The sequence below is a fragment of the Paenibacillus sp. p3-SID867 genome, assembly GCF_025142895.1.
Taxonomy (GTDB): domain Bacteria; phylum Bacillota; class Bacilli; order Paenibacillales; family Paenibacillaceae; genus Paenibacillus_AQ.
In genome coordinates, this window is sequence record NZ_JAMBDM010000001.1 from 122277 (window position 1) to 139876 (window position 17600).

Consider the following 17600-nt stretch of genomic DNA (forward strand, 5'->3'; position numbering starts at 1 on the left):
TATGTATGTGCCCGACGGGATCCCTCTTTTTTTGTTAGGAGACGTTCCGTGCAGATCCCTCACTTTAACTAGACAAATGAAAGAAGCGGTCAACCGTTTGGTCGACCGCTTCTTTTCGGCTGTATATCAAGTGAGTAAACCCACTTTATGAGCAGCCCCTTTTCTATGATGCCTACTATGCAACCTTCTTTTGCTTGCTCCCTTTTCCCGACGAGATAAACCAATACGCCATCCCCACAAACAATCCGCCGCCAAGAATGTTCCCCAGCGTGACCGGCACCATATTGCTGATCCATCCGCCGATGGTAATGGTCTCGGGATGCCCCGGCAAAATCGTCGCAAGTGTCAGAAGTGTCATATTGGCTACGCTATGCTCGTACCCTGTCGCAATGAAGGCAAACAGACACCACCATATTAAGATCAGCTTGGTCGTTTCGCCTTTGGCCCGAATCCCCATCCACAAGGCCAGACAGACAAGCCAGTTACACAAGATGCCTCGGAAGAACAGCTCCATAAACGGATCATTCATTTTCTTGGCGGCAGCCGTGAAGATGAGATGGTCCGGCGGCAGGCCTTTGAACAGGCCGGAAGCATACACCAGATAGCTGAGCAGAATCGCTCCGGCCAGATTGCCGATAAACACGAGCACCCAGTTCTTCAGCGTATCCCCCATCGTCGTTCGACCCGATAATGTGCTTATCGTAAAAAACATATGATTCCCGGTAAACAGCTCTGATCCTGCGAACACCACCAACGTGAGCGCGATCCCGAATGCCGCTCCCATGACGAGGGATTGGAAGGGCGAACCGGCAGCTGCGAGCGGCGCCCCCAGCTTAAAGATCAATACAATTCCAATGCCGACATACGCGCCGGCCAGCATAGCCGATACCATATAGCGCAGCAGATTATGATTCATCTGCTCCTTTTTCCCGACGGCGGCATTAACAACGGCTTCCACATCCGTTTTAAACATGGGATATCACCCCTTGATTTCGTCTGTTTACTATGCGAGCTGGCCTTAAACAGCCACCTCAACCTTCCCGTCCACGGCGCGAATCGGGTATACACGAACCTGGCCTTGATCCGGAGCCTGTACGAGGCCGGTTGAAAGCTCGATCTTCCAATCGTATAACGGATCGTAGATGTAGTGCCCGGATACGATGGCTTCCGAGAGCGGCCCTCCTTTGGGATGCGGGCTTTGATTGTCCAGCGCAAACCATTGATGATCCGAAGTCCGGAAGACGGCAATCTCCCGGTCTCCGAGATGGACCACCCTTCCGAGCTGTGACAGAAAATCATTTTCGTTCCCTACCGTAATAAATCTTTCGGTTTCCATAACATGCAGCCTCCACTTCTCTTGTCTATTCCGATCCATACTGCGACAAACTCTCTGTGCTCAGGCGGCAAGAGGGGAGTAGGTTCCTCCCTCTTCTATTTGCTGATCACTGGTCTTGCATCCTCGAATAACGTATAACGCAGCTTCTCGTCGTTCAGCACTTTCTTCCAAGGATCCTCAACTTGCTGCAGGGCAAGCTCGATTCTCTCCACCAGTTCCTTACGCTGCTTCGGATCGTCCAGGATAACGGCTCGGATTTGTTCCAGTCCCAAGCGTTCTACCCACTCCGAGGTTCTCTCCAAGTACTTACCGGTTTCACGGTAATACTGCATCAGGGCTCCGCAGATTTCGACCAGCTCTTCATCCGTTTTCACTTTGCAGAACGAATCCGCCAGACGTGCCTTCGTGCCGCCGTTGCCTCCAACGAATATTTCCCATCCACCGTCATTGCCAACGATCCCGATATCTTTCGTGCACGACTCGGCACAGTTTCGCGGACATCCGTTGACCGCCATTTTAAATTTCGCCGGAAAATCCAGTCTTTCGAATTTCTCCTCGAGGAATGCTCCCATGCCCATCGAATCCTGCGTACCGAAACGGCAGAATTGGGATCCTACACAGGTCTTCACGGTCCGCAGCGATTTGGCATATGCATAACCCGACGGCATATCGAGCTCTTCCCAGACGCTCGGCAAGTCTTCCTTCTTAACACCGATGAGGTCCAGACGCTGTCCGCCGGTAACCTTGACAACCTTCACATTATATTTAAGCGATACATCCGCGATTTTCTTCAAATCCTCCGGCGTGGTAACGCCGCCGTACATTCTTGGGACTACCGTATATGTGCCGTCTTTCTGAATGTTGGCGTTCATCCGTTCGTTGACAAAACGGGATTCCCTCTCCTCCTGATGGGTTACCGGGTTCAGCATGGCCAGATAATAATGAATGGCCGGGCGGCATTTCGAGCAGCCTTCCGGGTTGCTGAAGTTCAGAACATGCATGACTTCCTTCGTTGTGGTAAGTCCCTTCGCACGGATTTCCGCGACGATTTCATCCCGATCGAGTGTCGTGCATGGGCATATGCCTTGTTTGCCTGCGGCCTTAAAGCCATCACCCAATACGCTCTGGAGTATTTGCTCCACGACAGGTTTGCAGCCGCCGCACGAGCGGGTAGCACCTGTGCAAGCTTTGATCTCATCCACTGTCGTATGACCTTGAAGAGTAATGGCATCCACGATGGCTTTTTTGGTTACGCCGTTGCAGCCGCATACGATCTCATCGTCGGGCATCTTTTCCAGCGAAAATGCCTTGCCGCCTCCTGTCCCTGCATGATCCGTGCCCATGATCGAATCATATATCTCATCCGTCATGGCTGTCTTTTTCCGAATCATGGATTGAAGGCTTGCCGAATCGCTCACATCTCCGAACAATATCGCCCCGACAATGATATTGTCGCGGATTAATATTTTCTTATAAGTCTTGCGCCAATCATCTTTCGCGGTGATCACCGCGTGTTCGGCTTGCTCCATGAACTCTCCGGCAGAGAATACATCAACACCGCTGATTTTCAGCTTCGTCGATACAATGCTTCCCTCGTAAGGCTGGCCTTCCACGCCGCACAGATGTTTCGCCAGTACCTGTCCCTGTTCGAACAACGGCGCAACCAGGCCGTAGCAAACGCCCCGATGCTCGCAGCATTCGCCAACCGCATACACATCCGGCCAGGAAGTTTGAAGATAATCATTAACTACGATTCCCCGGTTCACTTCGATTCCGCTCGCTTGGGCGATTCCCGTGTTCGCTCTGATGCCCACTGCCATGACCACCAGGTCGGCTTCAAGCTCATCCCCATCCTTGAACCGGAGTCCCGTGACTCTGGTATCTCCCAATATTTCGGTTGTTTGTTTGCCTAGTAGGAAGTTGATACCCTGCTGTTCAAGCTCCCTTTTCAGCATGCCGGATGCCATCGAATCCAACTGGCTTTCCATCAAATCCTGCATGAGATGAACCACCGTCACCTCCATGCCGAGGCTGACCAATCCCTTGGCAGCTTCCAGACCCAGAAGTCCCCCGCCGATGACTGCCGCTTTCTTGTACGCCTTAGCGGCCTCCAGCATCTGGTTGCAATCGGCTATGTTACGGAAACCGATAACGCCTTCTTTGTCACTACCCGGTACAGGTAATATAAAAGGCTTCGAGCCCGTTGCTATCATTACTTTGTCATAAGGCACCGTCAATCCGTTATCAGCTGTCACGACCTTGCGCTCTCCATCAATAGCTGTTACGGTGACACCCGTGTGCAAAGTGATATGGTTATCCTCGTACCATTTCCAATCATTCAATACAATGTCATCCAAGGTTTTGCTGCCTTCCAACACATACGACAGCATAATGCGGTTATAATTCGGATGAGGCTCCTGTCCAATGACGGTGATGTCAAAACTCCCACCCAATTTAATGATTTGCTCAACCGTGCTAATCCCGGCAATACCGTTGCCAATGACAACTAACTTTTCTCTCTTTATATTGGACATAAGTTTGATTCCTCCCCAACACGTTTATCTAGATCGTGGTATTCCGTTCCTTTCACATAAATTATATCGTCTGACGGCATTATTTTTTGTGATATATTTCACATAAATCGTTAAAATTTTAAACAAAAATGCAAATAACCCTGTCCGCGTCGGAACAAGGTTATGATGAGAAAACTCTCTATATAATATCGGCTTCCATATAGGCTCGTTCGCCGCTCTGCACTTTTAAATAAGGGCGAATACCCGCAAACCCCTTCTCGTCCAGATTCACCCCGGTCATCCAGTTCCCCTCCAATAAACCACCATCTGATTGCATAGTGACGGCAGGCGCCTGAATATGCTCCTGATACAGAACGATGCCGGCCTGTATGGTCTTAAAGGCTTTTCCTTGCTCCACCAACGGTACAGCGCTGATATACGTAGGCACAAAGTAATTCGCAATCACATCCAGCTCTTCCCCGTCAAAAAACGGCTCGCTGCCAAGGAAGGGATGCATCATCACGATTTTCTCATAGAGTGACCAGATGATCATCTGCAGAAATCTTCCCGTTCGTCCCCTATTCTGCCCGGTAGCATGAAATCGATCGGTTTCATAACCAATGAACTTCCATCCGCCGGGGGCTTTGACCCATTTCTGAAACATGACTGAAGCACTGGTACCGTTTTGGTTAAGGTGTTCTGCAGGTTCCGGGCTTGTTCCAGAAGCAGCTAACCACAGGGAGTCCGGCACATACTGGCTCAGCATCTGCTTGGTTTTCTCAAAAATATGAAGCACTTTTAATGAAGCGTTTTCAAGTTCTGAGATGTCCTCTTGTCCATAATGGAAACGGGAGATATACGTTCGCTTGGTCATGGGCTCGCCTCCTTGATATGCCGCTCTCGTTATTTACATCATATAGCAGCCGCGTCCGCTTGGTGCATGTCCACATATTCTTGCCGTAAATAAACAGGGACCATACTTCCGTTTAGAAAAAAAACCCTGAAATGAGGATGTCTCATGCCAGGGTTTAATCATCAAGGGGAGTCTTAAGATGACTCATCTTTCGACCCATTGTTCTGCCCAGGATGCAATTTGCTCCATCACCGGACGAAGTGCTTTGCCTTTTTCAGTCAGTTCATATTCAATACGTACCGGTGTTTCCGGATAGACATGACGAATCAGTATCCCTTCACATTCCAAATCCTTCATCCGCTCGGAGAGCATTTTATCGCTCATGGACGGAATCAAATTCGAAATATCCTTAAAGCGCTTAGGCCCGCTCATCAACGTTTGAATAATCAAACCGTTCCACCGTTTGCCCAGAAAAGAAAATGCAGATTCAAAACGGGGACACATCGTAACATTTGTAACTTCCATATCCCTTCACCTCTTTACGAAGTCACCTTGTTTATAGAAACTCATAAGCTTAGTCAAAAAAAACTAGAAAACTTACGAATTGTAAGTATGTTTCATTTTAGCACATTTCCGAGAAACTGAAAACCACCTAGCCCCTTTTTCCCATAAAATCAGCTTTTATCCCATAAAATACGAGCCAAAATATCCAAATCATTCTCGATCAATGTGGACAATTTCCTATTATACAGTACGGCCTCTGGATGGAACAGAGGGAATATCTTATAGGTTTCCTCCGAAAACATATAGCCTGCACTTGGATTCTCCGGGTCTGCTGCTTGCTGGACCGGGCCCTCCATCAGTTTGCCGTGCAGCGATGTCACCGTTTCATGGCTTCCGATTAACCGGTGCAGTGCCGTATTTCCCATGGGTGCGATAATGTGCGGGCGAACCCATCGGATCTCTTCATCAAGCAAAGGTGCATGGGCTAATATTTCCGCCTTCGTCGGTGTGCGATTAGAACGGCTGATGACGCTCTCGCCCGAGGATCTCACGATTAGCTTTTCCTTATAGGGCCTGCTTCTCATGGCACTGGTAATATACACTTGCTCCCGGGTCAGGGTCAGGCGTTCCAGGTAGGCATTCATCTCTTGCCCGGCCTGCCCTACAAAAGGTAAACCTTCCAGAACTTCATGGGCGCCGGGTGCTTCCCCAATAAACATAATCTTGGCGAAGCGGACTCCTCTCCCCAGCAGGAAGCCCTCTACGGGTTGATGGACAAGCTTGGCCTGGCATATGGCGATGATTGCGGGATCTACAGGTGCGCTTTGTACTTCATTCATGTGTACAGCCCCCCTTCTTGTATATCATACAATACCCCATACTTAGGTATATTCTATCCCTAGCCGTCAAAAACATTTCGGTGAACATTCACCGCCAACGATAAAACGAGCCGCTCAAGGGCTTCCCCTGAACGACTCGTTAACGCATGACTTCTTAATAAACGCTCGTAAACTTAGATTAAAACGGGAAGCGCGCGAACCGGCTGGCTGTTGCCAAAGGTTTGCTTGCCTGCTGTAGAATTAGCCCAGTTAATCGCATTGGTGATCACTTTCAGCACTTCGGGGTTGTAGTAGGTTGGATAGGTCTCATGCCCCGGACGGAAATAGAAAATGTTCCCATGACCACGCTTGAACGTGCAACCGCTGCGGAATACTTCGCCGCCTTCGAAATTGCTGACAAATACCAGCTCGTCTGGGGCTGGAATATCGAAGAACTCGCCGTACATTTCCTCGTGCTCGATGATGATCGGGCCTGTAATTCCTGCCGCAATCGGATGTGTCGGATTTACACTCCAAATAATTTCCTGTTCTCCTGCTTCGCGCCACTTCAAATCGCAGCTCGTGCCCATCAAAGCTTTGAACGGCTTGGAAAAATGTCCGGAATGAAGAACGATCAGACCCATGCCATCCTGCACGCGTTTTACGACCTTGCTTACGATTTCATCACTTACCTGGTCATGAGCCATATGCCCCCACCACAACAGCACATCGGTTGAATCTAGTACATCGTCCGTCAATCCATGCTCCGGCTGATCGAGCGTTGCCGTTCTGATAACGAAATCCGGATTTTGCAGACCCTCCGCCAAAGCTGTGTGAATCCCTGCTGGATAAACGTTCCGAACCTCATCATGGATTTTCTCGTGTACGAATTCATTCCAAATGGTTACGTTAAGCATCTTGCTGTTCCCCCTAATTGCTTATTCGGTTGTTACGCTAAGCTGTTAGACCCACCACATTTCTCCGAGCGGCTCTTCGATCAGCACTTGCTGAAGATTTTGCACCGCTTTGGAGAAGCCTTCTTCAATCGACATCAATCCATCTTCATGTTCAATGCTTACGACATAATCATATCCAACCAGACGAAGGGCACTCATCATATCCGCCCATTCCTTCACGTCATGCCCATAGCCTACGCTGCGGAACTGCCAAGCGCGATCCAGCATATTGGCATAAGACTGCATATCGGTCAGACCGTGCTTGTTCACGTTGATCGGGTCAATGCTTGTATCCTTCGCGTGGAAGTGGTGGATTGCCCCTTCGCGGCCCAAAATTTGAATCGCTTGAACAGGGTCGATCCCTTGCCACCACATATGACTCGGATCCAGGTTGGCACCGATCACTTCGCCTGCCGCTTCACGTAAACGGAGCAGCGTGCCAGGCGTATGAACGGAGAATCCGCCGTGCAATTCCAAACCAATCTTCACATTGCGGTCTGCAGCAAATTTACCCCATTCGGTCCAGTAAGGAATGACCTTGTTATCCCACTGCCAAGTCAGAATCTCTTGGTAGTCGTTAGGCCAAGGCGCAACCGGCCAGTTCGGGTATTTGGCATCCTCATGGTCGCCTGGGCAGCCGGAGAATGTGTTAACAACAGGTACTTCAAGCTTCTCGGCAAGCTCTACCGTTTTTACGTATGTGTCATGGAACTCTTTCGCAATCGCTTTTTGCGGATGAAGCGGGTTGCCATGGCAGCTCAATGCGCTAATGATCAACCCACGGGATTCCACCGCATTTTTGAAGTTTTTCAGCGCAGTTTCATTCTCCAGCAGCTCGACCGGGTTGCAATGCGCATTCCCAGGATAACCGCCTGTTCCGATCTCAACCGCTTTAAGACCCTTGGATGCCACATAGTCCAAAGCATCCTCCAATTTACGTCCGCTCAACAATACCATAAATACGCCTAATTTCATTGTATACCTCCTGGTTTACCTTAATATTAGTAGGGATTGCAAGATTTAGTTATCGAAATAAACCGCTTTTCCTGTCTTCGCCGATTCATAGATCGCTTCCAGAATTTGCGTTACAACAAACGCTTGCTCCGGCTTAACCACAGGGTCCTTATCCTCAATAATGGCCTCCAGCCACATTCTGGCTTCACGGTCCGCATCATTTTCCTTGGAGCCGGAATAGAACGCTACGCCGCCGGCATTCAAATCGACTTTGGTTTCGTACAATCTGCTCATTTTCTCGCCGTTAATTCGCAGACCGTCCTTCATGTCAGCCCCGCCTTCCGTACCTGCCAGCACGGCTTTGGCTTCGCCGGTCTCAACGACGTTAAGGGCCCAGCTGGATTCCAGAATAATCGTTGCGCCGTTCTCCATCGTAATGAACCCGAATGCCGAATCCTCTACCTTGAACTCCTTCGGATCCCAAGGACCGAACGCATTCGCCGCATTCTCCCGTTGACCAAGTTTATGGAACGTGGATCCCAGCACGCTCTTCGGCTTGTAGTTGTCCATCAGCCACAAGGTCAAATCCAGTGCATGGGTACCGATATCGATCAACGGACCTCCGCCTTGCTTCTCTTCGTCAAGGAATACGCCCCAGGTCGGAACGGCGCGGCGGCGAACAGCCAGCGCTTTACCGTAGTAGATCTCGCCCAGCTCGCCTTCCTCACAGACGCCTTTCAGATACATGCTATCGTCGCGGAAACGGTTGTTGTAACCGATGGTAAGTTTTTTCCCTGTACGCTTTGCGGCGTCCAGCATGGCTTTGGCTTCGGAAACGGTCTTCGCCATAGGCTTTTCGCACATCACGTGCTTGCCGGCTTCAAGGGATGCTACCGTAATCTCGGAGTGAGAATCGTTCGGCGTACATACATGGATAACATCGATGCTGCCGTCTTGCAGCAATTCTCTGAAATCCGTGTACACTTTTGCGCCTTCAACCCCGTACTCAGCAGCCGCCTTCTGCGCACGCTCTTCTACGATGTCGCAAAAAGCGACCAGTTCCGCCTGCGCCTGCTTCTTCAAGCTCGGCATATGCTTGCCGTTGGCGATTCCCCCGCAACCGATAATTCCGATCTTCAACGTTTTCGACATGTCCATTTCCTCCCCATAGGCATTTGATCATTTTGGAAACTCTCCAAATATTAGTGCAACGCTTTCATGCGGACCATTTCCAAGAACTCAAAAACCCTGTCAGATCCGTCAGAAGCTGGTTTGCATGTCGTTCATAACCAGTGTACAAGAATATGAAGCGGGCTGCCAGTTCGCTATTCCGACATGTTTGCCTGCTGCGGCGCCGGAAGTTTGCCGTAGCGGTATGTGCTTTGCAGAACGATATGTCGGCCCTCCAGCGAAGACTGCTGGAACGACTGCATAATCTCCAGCACGTGGTATGCCAGACGGGCACTCACGCGATGGTCCTTCTGCTCATGAATTGATTGGATCATATCATTGATACCCAGCCCCCGCTCGTTCTTCCCGCATTCAAATGCGGGGTCAAGCAGCTCCCATTCCTCGGAGCCGTGCTTCCGGAGCTTCACTTCGCCGTTAAAGTAGTTCGGATCCCCGAGACTGAGGCTTCCCTGCGTGCCATAGATTTCGATCCAGGGCAGGTTCGATCCGCCAAAGATATCGAAACTTGTAATCATGGTTGCAATGGCACCGTTCTCAAAATCCAGCGTCCCTGCTAAATGTGTTGGGGTCTGAACCGTGATCGGTTTTCCTTGGAGCGGACCGGAGCCGATGGCGCGGTCTGGAATCTGGATGCCGGTGGACGCGCTGATCCGGCTTGCAGGACCAAGCAGCTCTACGAGAGCCGATACATAGTAAGGACCCATATCCATCATTGGACCTCCGCCCGACGCGTAAAAAAATTCAGGATTAGGATGCCAAGCTTCCGGTCCTGAACCCATCATAAACGCCGTAGCGGCAACAGGTCTGCCAATAAGCCCGGATTCAATCGCGGCTTTGGCCGTCTGTACACCGGAGCCCAGAAACGTATCGGGCGCGCAGCCGACGCGAAGTCCTTTTTGATCTGCCATATTTAGCACCCGTAGGGCTTCATCAAGGGTAATCGCCAGCGGCTTTTCACTGTAAACATGCTTCCCTGCTTCCAGCGAGGCAATATCCACATTGGCGTGGCTGGCCGGAATGGTCAGATTAATAATAAACTCAATGTCAGTCTGTGCAAGCATCTCCTCAACTGTATACACGTTCGGGATGTTGAACTCTTCGGCCTTCTTCTTCGCGTTGTCCGGAATAAGGTCAGCACATGCCACGACTTCAACCCAAGGGCTGTTCTTTAAGTTCGTGAAGTATACGCCGCTGATGTTTCCGCAGCCAATTATACCTGCTTTCATTTTTTTCATCGCTGTCACTCCTTGAGTGTTTTAGATGTGCTCGGACTAGTACCATGGTATTCTTTTATGCTTTCGTTTAAAATGAAGAATATGATTAAAACATGAACAATCTGGTCATTATTTTCTTATTCTTCAAAGGGGACTTTAGCAATGGATTCAAATCTTTCCAACCAAGTCGTAGCAGCGGATTTCTCATTTCATCGTAAACCTTTCAAGATGTCCCTGGCTGACGGTTTCGACACCTACCTGATGCGATGGCAGACCGACGGCAAATGCCGTGCCAAAATTGATGGCGAGCTGTCACTCGTTGAAGCAGGGGATCTGTTGATCTTCACGCCAGGACAACCCTATGAACTCCGAATAGATGACGAATATAACGCTTTGGGTGAGTTAACCATCGAAAGCGGAGATTACCATATTTTTTTCAAGGGTCCCTGGGCTGACGCGTGGTGGAATTCCAAGAAACGCCCAACCAAAATTCGGGTTCCACTGGAAGAGCGTTACCTGAGTCTGTTTCGGCAAATTCTGCTGGAGCAGCGTCGTGTATCGGATCCTTATCCGGAGATTTCGGATTACACGGTGCGGATTCTGTGCCTCGAAGTGGACCGCCTGTTATCGGAGCAGCCATCGACCACACCCAAGACGTATCTTGCCTACCGCATGAAAAATTACATTGAAGAGAATGCCTCCTCGATGTTCAAGCTGGAGGACGTCGCGGCCCATGTCGGCATTAGTGTCTCTCGGGCAGTCCATCTGTTCAAAGAAGCGTTCGGCACCACCATTATGCAATACACAATGGACGTTCGCCTGAGCATGGCCAAGGAACGGATTGTGTTTAGTCCTCTCTCGCTGGAGGATGTCGCCGAAACGTCCGGCTTTGCCAACTATACTTATTTTCACCGCGTTTTCCGCTCCCGATTCGGCGTTTCGCCCAAACAATTCCGCATGGCCAGCCGAACGTCGAACTGATCGTGCCATCTGTACAGTAAAAAAGCGGGTCGACCAAGGTTTTTCCTTGATCGACCCGCTTCTTTCTTGAATCACATGTAATATATTCCATGATTCCAAAATTACTTCTTATCACGGTCTAGCGTGGCCGCTGCCTCGGATACAACGATAGCCAAGTCTTCATTTCCGAATAACGACAGGACGCCAAGCAGGGTCTGATCCGGTATTTCACCAGCTTCTTCCTTGGGCACCGTTAATTCCAGCACCCGGGCCAGCCGCTCATTGTCCGGCTGATTCGGATATGCCTTACGGTACAGTTCCGCTGGGTCAAGTCCGTGATTCACACACCACTGGGCAAACACGAGGATCATCATATCCTCGTCCTGGCGGTACGACTCCGCAATCCGTTCTTCTACGGATTTTTCCGTATATTCCATGTGTTACCCCTCCTCATGCGAAAAGGGCTTCGAGCTCTCTTCGTTCATGAAGACATTATACCGTTTACTTGCGCTCAGACAAAGTCTAAACTAGTCAACCATCTTGACCTGCACCGGATTGCTCTTCGCTTTTTGGTCATTCTTCTTCATCCAAGTTCCAAGACTGATGATAATGGCAATAACAAGAATTTCAAAACCATACTTCAGAACGCCATTGGCGAACCAGCTGTGAATCATCGGCTCTTCCACAATCATCTTCGATGCGGTCCAAGCTAACACGGCAGCACCGATCGTGATGATAATAGGAAAGCGATCCGTCAACTTCAGGATAATGGTACTGCCCCACACCATAATGGGAACCGAAATCGCAAGTCCGATAATAACCAGCATGAAGCTTTCGCCAGCAGCGCCAGCTACAGCAAGCACGTTATCCAGTCCCATCATAGCGTCCGCAATAATAATCGTACGGATTGCCGCCCACATTTGGTTGCCAGCGGAAATTTCATGCTGCTTCTCATCCACCATCAGCTTGTAGGCAATCCACAACAGGGCAAAGCCACCGATCAATCGCAAGCCGGGGATCATTAAGAGCTGTACAACGAGAAGTGTGGCCACGATACGAATCACAATCGCACCGACGGTACCCCACAGGATGACCTTCTTCTGGTCCTCCTTCTGGACATTACGAGCGGCAAGCCCGATAACAATCGCGTTATCGCCTGCCAACACAAGGTCAATGAGGACAATCGACAGCAGTGCCATCCAAAAATCCATCGACATTATATCCATGCTTCTCCCATCCTTTCTGCATTTTCTTTAGGTTTACACCTACCGATGTCCTCCACCAAAAAAAACGCTGTTCCCTTAGATTACAAGGTCTACAGCGTTTTTTGGACGCAAAAATAGACCTCCACCTCATTCATAAAGAAATCAGGCAAAGGTCTCGCTAAACAACATAATCGTTGCCAATAAAGCCGGGGATGGTTGATCCCGTAATGACGACTTTACTTACGATATAGAATTTATAAGTTATCAGCGGAACCCATGAAATTCTATATCGCAAGAAAACCTACCTTTGAATCGCGGTTGCTCATCCTTGAAAGGCCACGATGGAAGGTTTTCTTATGAAGCTACTCCCCTTTGGGAACTATTCGATTGGGCATATTATAACATATGAAAAATCGCTTGTATATTCAATTTTTCCCACCGAAATCGAATGCTTAGCTGTCCGAAATATGGGCAGCAGTCCTGTTTTTTTGCTATCATGGTGCTATTCTGGTTGACTTTGACTATCGCAAAGTGAGGATTGTACATGAAGAGATGGATCATACCCGCAATTTATTCCACAGCCCTGATACTGGCATTTGCATACAGACACGAAATCATGGACTGGCTGGGAGAAAATCCCCCGCTCTACCTGATGATCCTGCTGGCAGCCCTGCTTGCCTTATTTCCCGTTGCTCCCTATAAAGTCATTATCGCTATTCTCGGTTATGCATATGGGACACTCTGGGCTGCAGCCATTGCGTGGTTCGGAACAACGATAGCGGCCGTCATCCTGTATGCGGCAGTACGGTCCTTGTACCAGGAGCCCGGCAGGCGATTGCTCGGCAAATACGCGGCTATCCATAGGTTTACAGCCCTGGTAGAAAGGCGGCCCTTTCAGTCGATCCTGCTCGCGCGCTTACTGCCCATCATACCGCAAATGGCCGTCAATATTTATGCCGGCGTCGCATCTATTCCATTCTGGACGTACACAACCGCTTCAGCCATCGGTAAAATCCCCGCGATTCTCCTGTATGCCTGGCTGGGCAGCGGGTTTTCCGATCATCCGCTCCTCTTCGCGGGTATCGCAGGCGGACTTATGCTGGTTACCGCTTTGTGTCTGGCCGCTATCCGGTGGTATAAAGGGAGACCGGCTTAAACGGAGCATAGTTTTGGTTTCCCTGACCAAAATGATTATAATATAGAGTAAGACTTACATTTATATGTTATAACGATGGAGGGATAATAGATGAATAATCGTTCAACCCCAAGTGAATTGGCTACCTTTGCGGGAGGCTGCTTCTGGTGTATGGTCTCTCCTTTTGATGAGCTGCCGGGCATTCTGAAGGTCGTTTCCGGCTATACGGGCGGCCATAAGGAAAATCCGACCTATGAAGAGGTATGCTCTGATACAACAGGTCATTACGAGGCTGTTCAAATCACGTATAACCCGGAAGTATTCCCTTACGAAAAGCTGCTCGAGCTCTTCTGGCAGCAAATCGATCCTACGGATGAGGGCGGACAATTCCATGACCGGGGCACATCTTACCGGACTGCTATTTTTTACCACACGGAGGAGCAGCGTAAACTTGCGGAACAATCCAAGCAAGCCGTAGCTGCCAGCGGACGATTCGATGGACCGATCGTAACGCCCATCATTCCCGCCAGCACTTTCTATGACGCTGAAGAATATCATCAGGATTATCACAAGAAAAACCCGAGCCATTACAAGCGCTATCGCAAAGGTTCAGGACGCGAGGATTTCATTGAGCAGCACTGGTCGGATCCGGTAGATCCGGCCGAGCTTAAACAGCGCCTGACACCGATCCAATATGAAGTGACCCAGAATAACGCAACTGAGCCTCCGTTCCACAATGAGTTCTGGGACCATCACGGGGAAGGCATTTACGTGGACATCGTATCCGGCGAGCCGCTCTTCAGCTCAACGGACAAATATGATGCCGGCTGCGGATGGCCGAGCTTCACCCGTCCGATTCGCGAATACAACATTAAGGAAAAAATGGATCTTACCCATATGATGGTCCGCACCGAGGTAAGAAGCAAAAAAGGCGACTCGCACCTCGGCCATGTATTTGACGACGGACCAGGGCCGAACGGGCTTCGCTACTGCATCAATTCTGCGGCACTGCGGTTTGTACCGAAGAAAGAGATGCAAAAGGAAGGCTACGGCGAGTATTTGCAGCTGTTTGAATAAATCCAAGTTTCCTAGTGCATTGCCCTTCAGGGCAATGCACTTTTTGGTACGATTGAACCCGCTTATTCAATTTGGCCGGACGGGGTAATATACATTACATACAAATTAGAGATCAACTGGAGGGATTGCACATGCCTTGGAGCAAACATGATTATCCGCCATCCATGAAAAACCTGGAGCCCCGGGTGAGGAATAAAGCCGTGGAAATTGCCAATGCCCTGCTGGAGGAAGATTACGATGAAGGTCGTGCCATCGCTATCGCCACCGCCAAGGCACAGGAGTGGGATGAGAATCATCCGAAGGACGAGAAGTGAAAATCCGGGCATAAGCATACGAAAGAAGCTCACCCTGCATGCGGGTGAGCTTCTCTTAGTTGGACCGTCTTATGAACGGCCGCTAACAGTATGCTGCGCTGTCTTCGGAGTAACCGGAGTGCTTGGGGCACGGACCGCCTTCCGAATCGGTTTCTTTTCCGTTTTCTCGGTACCGTACGTCACTGTAATGGTGATCACTTGTCCGGCAATCGATACGGCTAATATAGTATATAAGGTTTCAACCAATGGCATGTAGAATAGCGATAATAGCAGTACTACGGCATCCATCAGGAAAAACACCGTCCCTACCTTAAGCCCGCTCCACTCGCTGAACAGCACGGAGATCACGTCGTCACCGCCTGTCGCTCCGCCAAAACGGAGCACGATGCCTGCACCAAAGCCCGTCAATAAACCGGACAGCAGCGCGGCTGCCAGCAAGTTATGATTCAGATCGATCACAAGCGTGGAATACCGCTCGATCAATGCGTAGAACAAGGTGAACATGCTCGCCGCAACAACGGTATTGATAATGAACTTCCGACCTTTGATGAATAAGGCAACCAGCAGAACCGGTATGTCCATGAGGACCATACTTAATGCGGGCGGAATATCAAGCGCATATTTGCCAAGCAGCGCAAGGCCGACAAAGCCGCCTTCGGTTAAATGATTGTGAAAATTAATGTGATAATACGTAAAAGCCATTAAAAACGTTCCGAACAACATCGCCGACATGGTGATAATTGTGTTGTTTTGTCTTTTCCTCATACAGGATCCCTCTTGTCGTAGTAGATTGGTCAGACATAGGCCAATCTCTACATAGAGGCAACCTGGAGGAGTTCATCCTTCGAACCATAGTTCCCATCCTTTCGTAAGAGACCGTCCTTGTCTTCTGACGTCCGACTTCGCTCTACGAAGGAAGCTATGTGTATGAGAGATCATAACGTTTCCAAATCGTCCTTTGGGGATTCGTCCTTCGGGGACACATGGTATCCTGATCCTTTCTCGTTTTAATTAGACTGCTTACATTATTATAACACAGTTGGCATACAAGCTAAACAGCTGGCTAGAATGAACTGGAATATATATATGAAATATGTAAAAAAACTCGCTTTAAGAACTCCCTCCATAAAATATCGTCGTTCTGTTCACATATTCGCTAAATCCGATGTGACTTAAATCACAAATACCCCTTCTTCCCTTGTCTATACTTAAATCGAATACGAATTCGAATTATGAATCAGGGGGAGTCTGCATGTTAAGCCAGCATACGATTGAGGTCGTTAAATCGACCGTTCCTGTTCTTGAAACACATGGAACGGCAATTACGACTGCATTTTACCAAAAATTGTTTCATCATCATCCGGAGCTTCTTAACATATTCAACCATGCGAATCAACGAGAAGGAAAACAGCCCTTTGCCCTTGCCAATGCCGTATACGCCGCCGCAGCCCATATCGACCGTCTTGAAGCGATCGTCCCGGTTGTTAAGCAGATCGGACACAAACACCGGGCATTAAACATTAAGCCCGAGCACTATCCAATCGTTGGCGAAACGCTGCTCGCCGCCATGAAGGAAGTGCTGGGAGACGCTGCAACGCCCGAAATTATCGAGGCCTGGGCCGAAGCTTACGGGGCTATTGCCGATGTCTTCATTGGCATTGAAGCGGATATGTACCAACAAGCCGCGAACGAGGCCGGCGGCTGGAGCGGATACCGCAATTTTGTCATTGACCGGAAGGTGGAAGAAAGCTCCGTTATCACTTCCTTTTATCTGGTCCCGCAGGACGGCGGCGAAATTTCCGCTTATCAACCCGGTCAATATATCACGCTCCGGGTGAAACCCGAAGGTGAAGCCTATTATCATAATCGTCATTACAGTCTCTCGTCCGCACCGGGTCAACCATACTACAGAATTACGGTCAAGCGTGAGGATGAACTGGAAGGAAAGCCCGCAGGTGTCGTCTCCACTTGGCTGCACCACCATGCCGAGGTTGGGACCGTTCTTGAGGTCACGGCTCCGGCCGGTACCTTTACGCTGGATACGGACAGCGATCTTCCGCTTGTCTTGATCAGCGGCGGCGTCGGTTTAACCCCGATGGTGGCCATGCTCGAAACCGTGCTGCTGGAACAGCCTGACCGAAACGTAACCTTTATTCATGCGGCCAAGTGCGGCAGCCAGCATGCGATGAAAGCTCACATTGATGCGCTTGCCTCCAAATATCCGCAGCTAACCTCTTATATCATTTATGAACAACCGGAATCGGAGGATCAGTGTCACCAAGCAGGCTATATTGATCTTGATTTCCTGCGCAAAACCGTTGATGCCAAGGCGGACTTCTACTTCTGCGGCCCCGTTCCGTTCATGCGAGCCGTGAACAGTCATTTGAAATCGATGGAGGTACCTTCGGATCGGATTCATTATGAATTTTTCGGCCCGGCTGGTACATTGGAAGATTAAAATAACCGTATTACACCATCAAAGGGTGCCTGTCTTGCATAAAGACAGGCACCCTTTTTAGATGGAACACGCTTGCTGTCGACTATTATTCAGCGAAGAACAAAACCATATG

The 17600-nt window shown here is 49.6% G+C and carries 18 protein-coding genes; 5 read left to right on the forward strand and 13 right to left on the reverse strand.

Features of this window, described 5'->3' with window-relative positions; translation table 11 throughout:
• Positions 1-175: 175 nt before the first annotated feature.
• The 10 genes from M4D81_RS00655 to M4D81_RS00700 all read right to left on the reverse strand — a co-directional run bounded on the left by M4D81_RS00655 (position 176) and on the right by M4D81_RS00700 (position 10360).
• Positions 176-973, reverse strand: coding sequence for a formate/nitrite transporter family protein (locus tag M4D81_RS00655; RefSeq protein WP_260064050.1), 798 nt, complete (start codon positions 971-973; stop codon positions 176-178).
• 45 nt (positions 974-1018) lie between these two features.
• The gene (gene nirD / locus M4D81_RS00660) at positions 1019-1336 is read right to left on the reverse strand and encodes a nitrite reductase small subunit NirD (protein ID WP_071223814.1); all 318 of its coding nucleotides are present in this window, start codon (positions 1334-1336) and stop codon (positions 1019-1021) included.
• 95 nt (positions 1337-1431) lie between these two features.
• Positions 1432-3870 (reverse strand): nitrite reductase large subunit NirB, encoded by a 2439-nt coding sequence (nirB, locus tag M4D81_RS00665; RefSeq protein ID WP_311200578.1) that lies wholly within the window; start codon positions 3868-3870, stop codon positions 1432-1434.
• A 178-nt stretch (positions 3871-4048) separates the two neighbouring features.
• Positions 4049-4723: a hypothetical protein gene (locus M4D81_RS00670; RefSeq protein ID WP_260064055.1), complete on the reverse strand. Its 675-nt coding sequence runs from the start codon at positions 4721-4723 to the stop codon at positions 4049-4051.
• Positions 4724-4906: 183 nt separating this feature from the next.
• On the reverse strand, positions 4907-5227 hold the full coding sequence (locus M4D81_RS00675) for a winged helix-turn-helix transcriptional regulator (protein WP_071223811.1): 321 nt from the start codon (positions 5225-5227) through the stop codon (positions 4907-4909).
• A gap of 149 nt (positions 5228-5376) precedes the next feature.
• On the reverse strand, positions 5377-6045 hold the full coding sequence (locus M4D81_RS00680) for a uracil-DNA glycosylase (protein WP_260064057.1): 669 nt from the start codon (positions 6043-6045) through the stop codon (positions 5377-5379).
• Between the two features lie 173 nt (positions 6046-6218).
• Positions 6219-6941, reverse strand: coding sequence for a ThuA domain-containing protein (locus M4D81_RS00685; RefSeq protein ID WP_071223809.1), 723 nt, complete (start codon positions 6939-6941; stop codon positions 6219-6221).
• 45 nt (positions 6942-6986) lie between these two features.
• On the reverse strand, positions 6987-7955 hold the full coding sequence (locus tag M4D81_RS00690; RefSeq protein ID WP_194541841.1) for a sugar phosphate isomerase/epimerase family protein: 969 nt from the start codon (positions 7953-7955) through the stop codon (positions 6987-6989).
• Between the two features lie 45 nt (positions 7956-8000).
• Positions 8001-9086, reverse strand: coding sequence for a Gfo/Idh/MocA family protein (locus tag M4D81_RS00695; RefSeq protein WP_071223807.1), 1086 nt, complete (start codon positions 9084-9086; stop codon positions 8001-8003).
• Between the two features lie 173 nt (positions 9087-9259).
• The gene (locus M4D81_RS00700) at positions 9260-10360 is read right to left on the reverse strand and encodes a Gfo/Idh/MocA family protein (protein WP_071223806.1); all 1101 of its coding nucleotides are present in this window, start codon (positions 10358-10360) and stop codon (positions 9260-9262) included.
• Between the two features lie 141 nt (positions 10361-10501).
• On the opposite strand from M4D81_RS00700, the gene M4D81_RS00705 reads away from it, so the two are divergent.
• Positions 10502-11320: an AraC family transcriptional regulator gene (locus M4D81_RS00705; protein ID WP_071223805.1), complete on the forward strand. Its 819-nt coding sequence runs from the start codon at positions 10502-10504 to the stop codon at positions 11318-11320.
• 101 nt (positions 11321-11421) lie between these two features.
• Here the strand turns inward: M4D81_RS00705 and M4D81_RS00710 are convergent, their stop codons facing one another.
• Together M4D81_RS00710 and M4D81_RS00715 are read right to left on the reverse strand one after the other, a co-directional pair.
• The gene (locus M4D81_RS00710) at positions 11422-11736 is read right to left on the reverse strand and encodes a hypothetical protein (RefSeq protein ID WP_071223804.1); all 315 of its coding nucleotides are present in this window, start codon (positions 11734-11736) and stop codon (positions 11422-11424) included.
• A gap of 90 nt (positions 11737-11826) precedes the next feature.
• On the reverse strand, positions 11827-12525 hold the full coding sequence (locus M4D81_RS00715; RefSeq protein WP_071223803.1) for a TerC family protein: 699 nt from the start codon (positions 12523-12525) through the stop codon (positions 11827-11829).
• Between the two features lie 523 nt (positions 12526-13048).
• Here M4D81_RS00715 and M4D81_RS00720 point away from each other — a divergent pair.
• The 3 genes from M4D81_RS00720 (at position 13049) to M4D81_RS00730 (ending at position 15030) form a co-directional block, all read left to right on the forward strand.
• Complete coding sequence (locus tag M4D81_RS00720) at positions 13049-13660, forward strand: TVP38/TMEM64 family protein (RefSeq protein WP_071223802.1); 612 nt, start codon at positions 13049-13051, stop codon at positions 13658-13660.
• A 90-nt stretch (positions 13661-13750) separates the two neighbouring features.
• Entirely contained in the window at positions 13751-14716 is a 966-nt protein-coding gene (gene msrA / locus M4D81_RS00725) for a peptide-methionine (S)-S-oxide reductase MsrA (RefSeq protein ID WP_260064062.1), read from the forward strand.
• A gap of 131 nt (positions 14717-14847) precedes the next feature.
• Entirely contained in the window at positions 14848-15030 is a 183-nt protein-coding gene (locus M4D81_RS00730; RefSeq protein ID WP_071223800.1) for a DUF2188 domain-containing protein, read from the forward strand.
• A 69-nt stretch (positions 15031-15099) separates the two neighbouring features.
• Here M4D81_RS00730 and M4D81_RS00735 read toward each other — a convergent pair whose 3' ends face one another.
• Positions 15100-15795 (reverse strand): YitT family protein, encoded by a 696-nt coding sequence (locus M4D81_RS00735; protein WP_071223799.1) that lies wholly within the window; start codon positions 15793-15795, stop codon positions 15100-15102.
• A 487-nt stretch (positions 15796-16282) separates the two neighbouring features.
• Here M4D81_RS00735 and hmpA point away from each other — a divergent pair, with 487 nt between their 5' ends.
• The gene (hmpA, locus tag M4D81_RS00740) at positions 16283-17488 is read left to right on the forward strand and encodes an NO-inducible flavohemoprotein (protein ID WP_260064065.1); all 1206 of its coding nucleotides are present in this window, start codon (positions 16283-16285) and stop codon (positions 17486-17488) included.
• Positions 17489-17600 lie beyond the last annotated feature (112 nt).

What these genes read in the sequence shown, in the direction of transcription:
- M4D81_RS00655 (WP_260064050.1), bottom strand. Translation starts at nt 973, where the DNA reads ATGTTTAAAACGGATGTGGAAGCCGTTGTTAATGCCGCCGTCGGGAAA.
- nirD (WP_071223814.1), bottom strand. Translation starts at nt 1,336, where the DNA reads ATGGAAACCGAAAGATTTATTACGGTAGGGAACGAAAATGATTTTCTG.
- nirB (WP_311200578.1), bottom strand. Translation starts at nt 3,870, where the DNA reads ATGTCCAATATAAAGAGAGAAAAGTTAGTTGTCATTGGCAACGGTATT.
- M4D81_RS00670 (WP_260064055.1), bottom strand. Translation starts at nt 4,723, where the DNA reads ATGACCAAGCGAACGTATATCTCCCGTTTCCATTATGGACAAGAGGAC.
- M4D81_RS00675 (WP_071223811.1), bottom strand. Translation starts at nt 5,227, where the DNA reads ATGGAAGTTACAAATGTTACGATGTGTCCCCGTTTTGAATCTGCATTT.
- M4D81_RS00680 (WP_260064057.1), bottom strand. Translation starts at nt 6,045, where the DNA reads ATGAATGAAGTACAAAGCGCACCTGTAGATCCCGCAATCATCGCCATA.
- M4D81_RS00685 (WP_071223809.1), bottom strand. Translation starts at nt 6,941, where the DNA reads ATGCTTAACGTAACCATTTGGAATGAATTCGTACACGAGAAAATCCAT.
- M4D81_RS00690 (WP_194541841.1), bottom strand. Translation starts at nt 7,955, where the DNA reads ATGAAATTAGGCGTATTTATGGTATTGTTGAGCGGACGTAAATTGGAG.
- M4D81_RS00695 (WP_071223807.1), bottom strand. Translation starts at nt 9,086, where the DNA reads ATGTCGAAAACGTTGAAGATCGGAATTATCGGTTGCGGGGGAATCGCC.
- M4D81_RS00700 (WP_071223806.1), bottom strand. Translation starts at nt 10,360, where the DNA reads ATGAAAAAAATGAAAGCAGGTATAATTGGCTGCGGAAACATCAGCGGC.
- M4D81_RS00705 (WP_071223805.1), top strand. Translation starts at nt 10,502, where the DNA reads ATGGATTCAAATCTTTCCAACCAAGTCGTAGCAGCGGATTTCTCATTT.
- M4D81_RS00710 (WP_071223804.1), bottom strand. Translation starts at nt 11,736, where the DNA reads ATGGAATATACGGAAAAATCCGTAGAAGAACGGATTGCGGAGTCGTAC.
- M4D81_RS00715 (WP_071223803.1), bottom strand. Translation starts at nt 12,525, where the DNA reads ATGGATATAATGTCGATGGATTTTTGGATGGCACTGCTGTCGATTGTC.
- M4D81_RS00720 (WP_071223802.1), top strand. Translation starts at nt 13,049, where the DNA reads ATGAAGAGATGGATCATACCCGCAATTTATTCCACAGCCCTGATACTG.
- msrA (WP_260064062.1), top strand. Translation starts at nt 13,751, where the DNA reads ATGAATAATCGTTCAACCCCAAGTGAATTGGCTACCTTTGCGGGAGGC.
- M4D81_RS00730 (WP_071223800.1), top strand. Translation starts at nt 14,848, where the DNA reads ATGCCTTGGAGCAAACATGATTATCCGCCATCCATGAAAAACCTGGAG.
- M4D81_RS00735 (WP_071223799.1), bottom strand. Translation starts at nt 15,795, where the DNA reads ATGAGGAAAAGACAAAACAACACAATTATCACCATGTCGGCGATGTTG.
- hmpA (WP_260064065.1), top strand. Translation starts at nt 16,283, where the DNA reads ATGTTAAGCCAGCATACGATTGAGGTCGTTAAATCGACCGTTCCTGTT.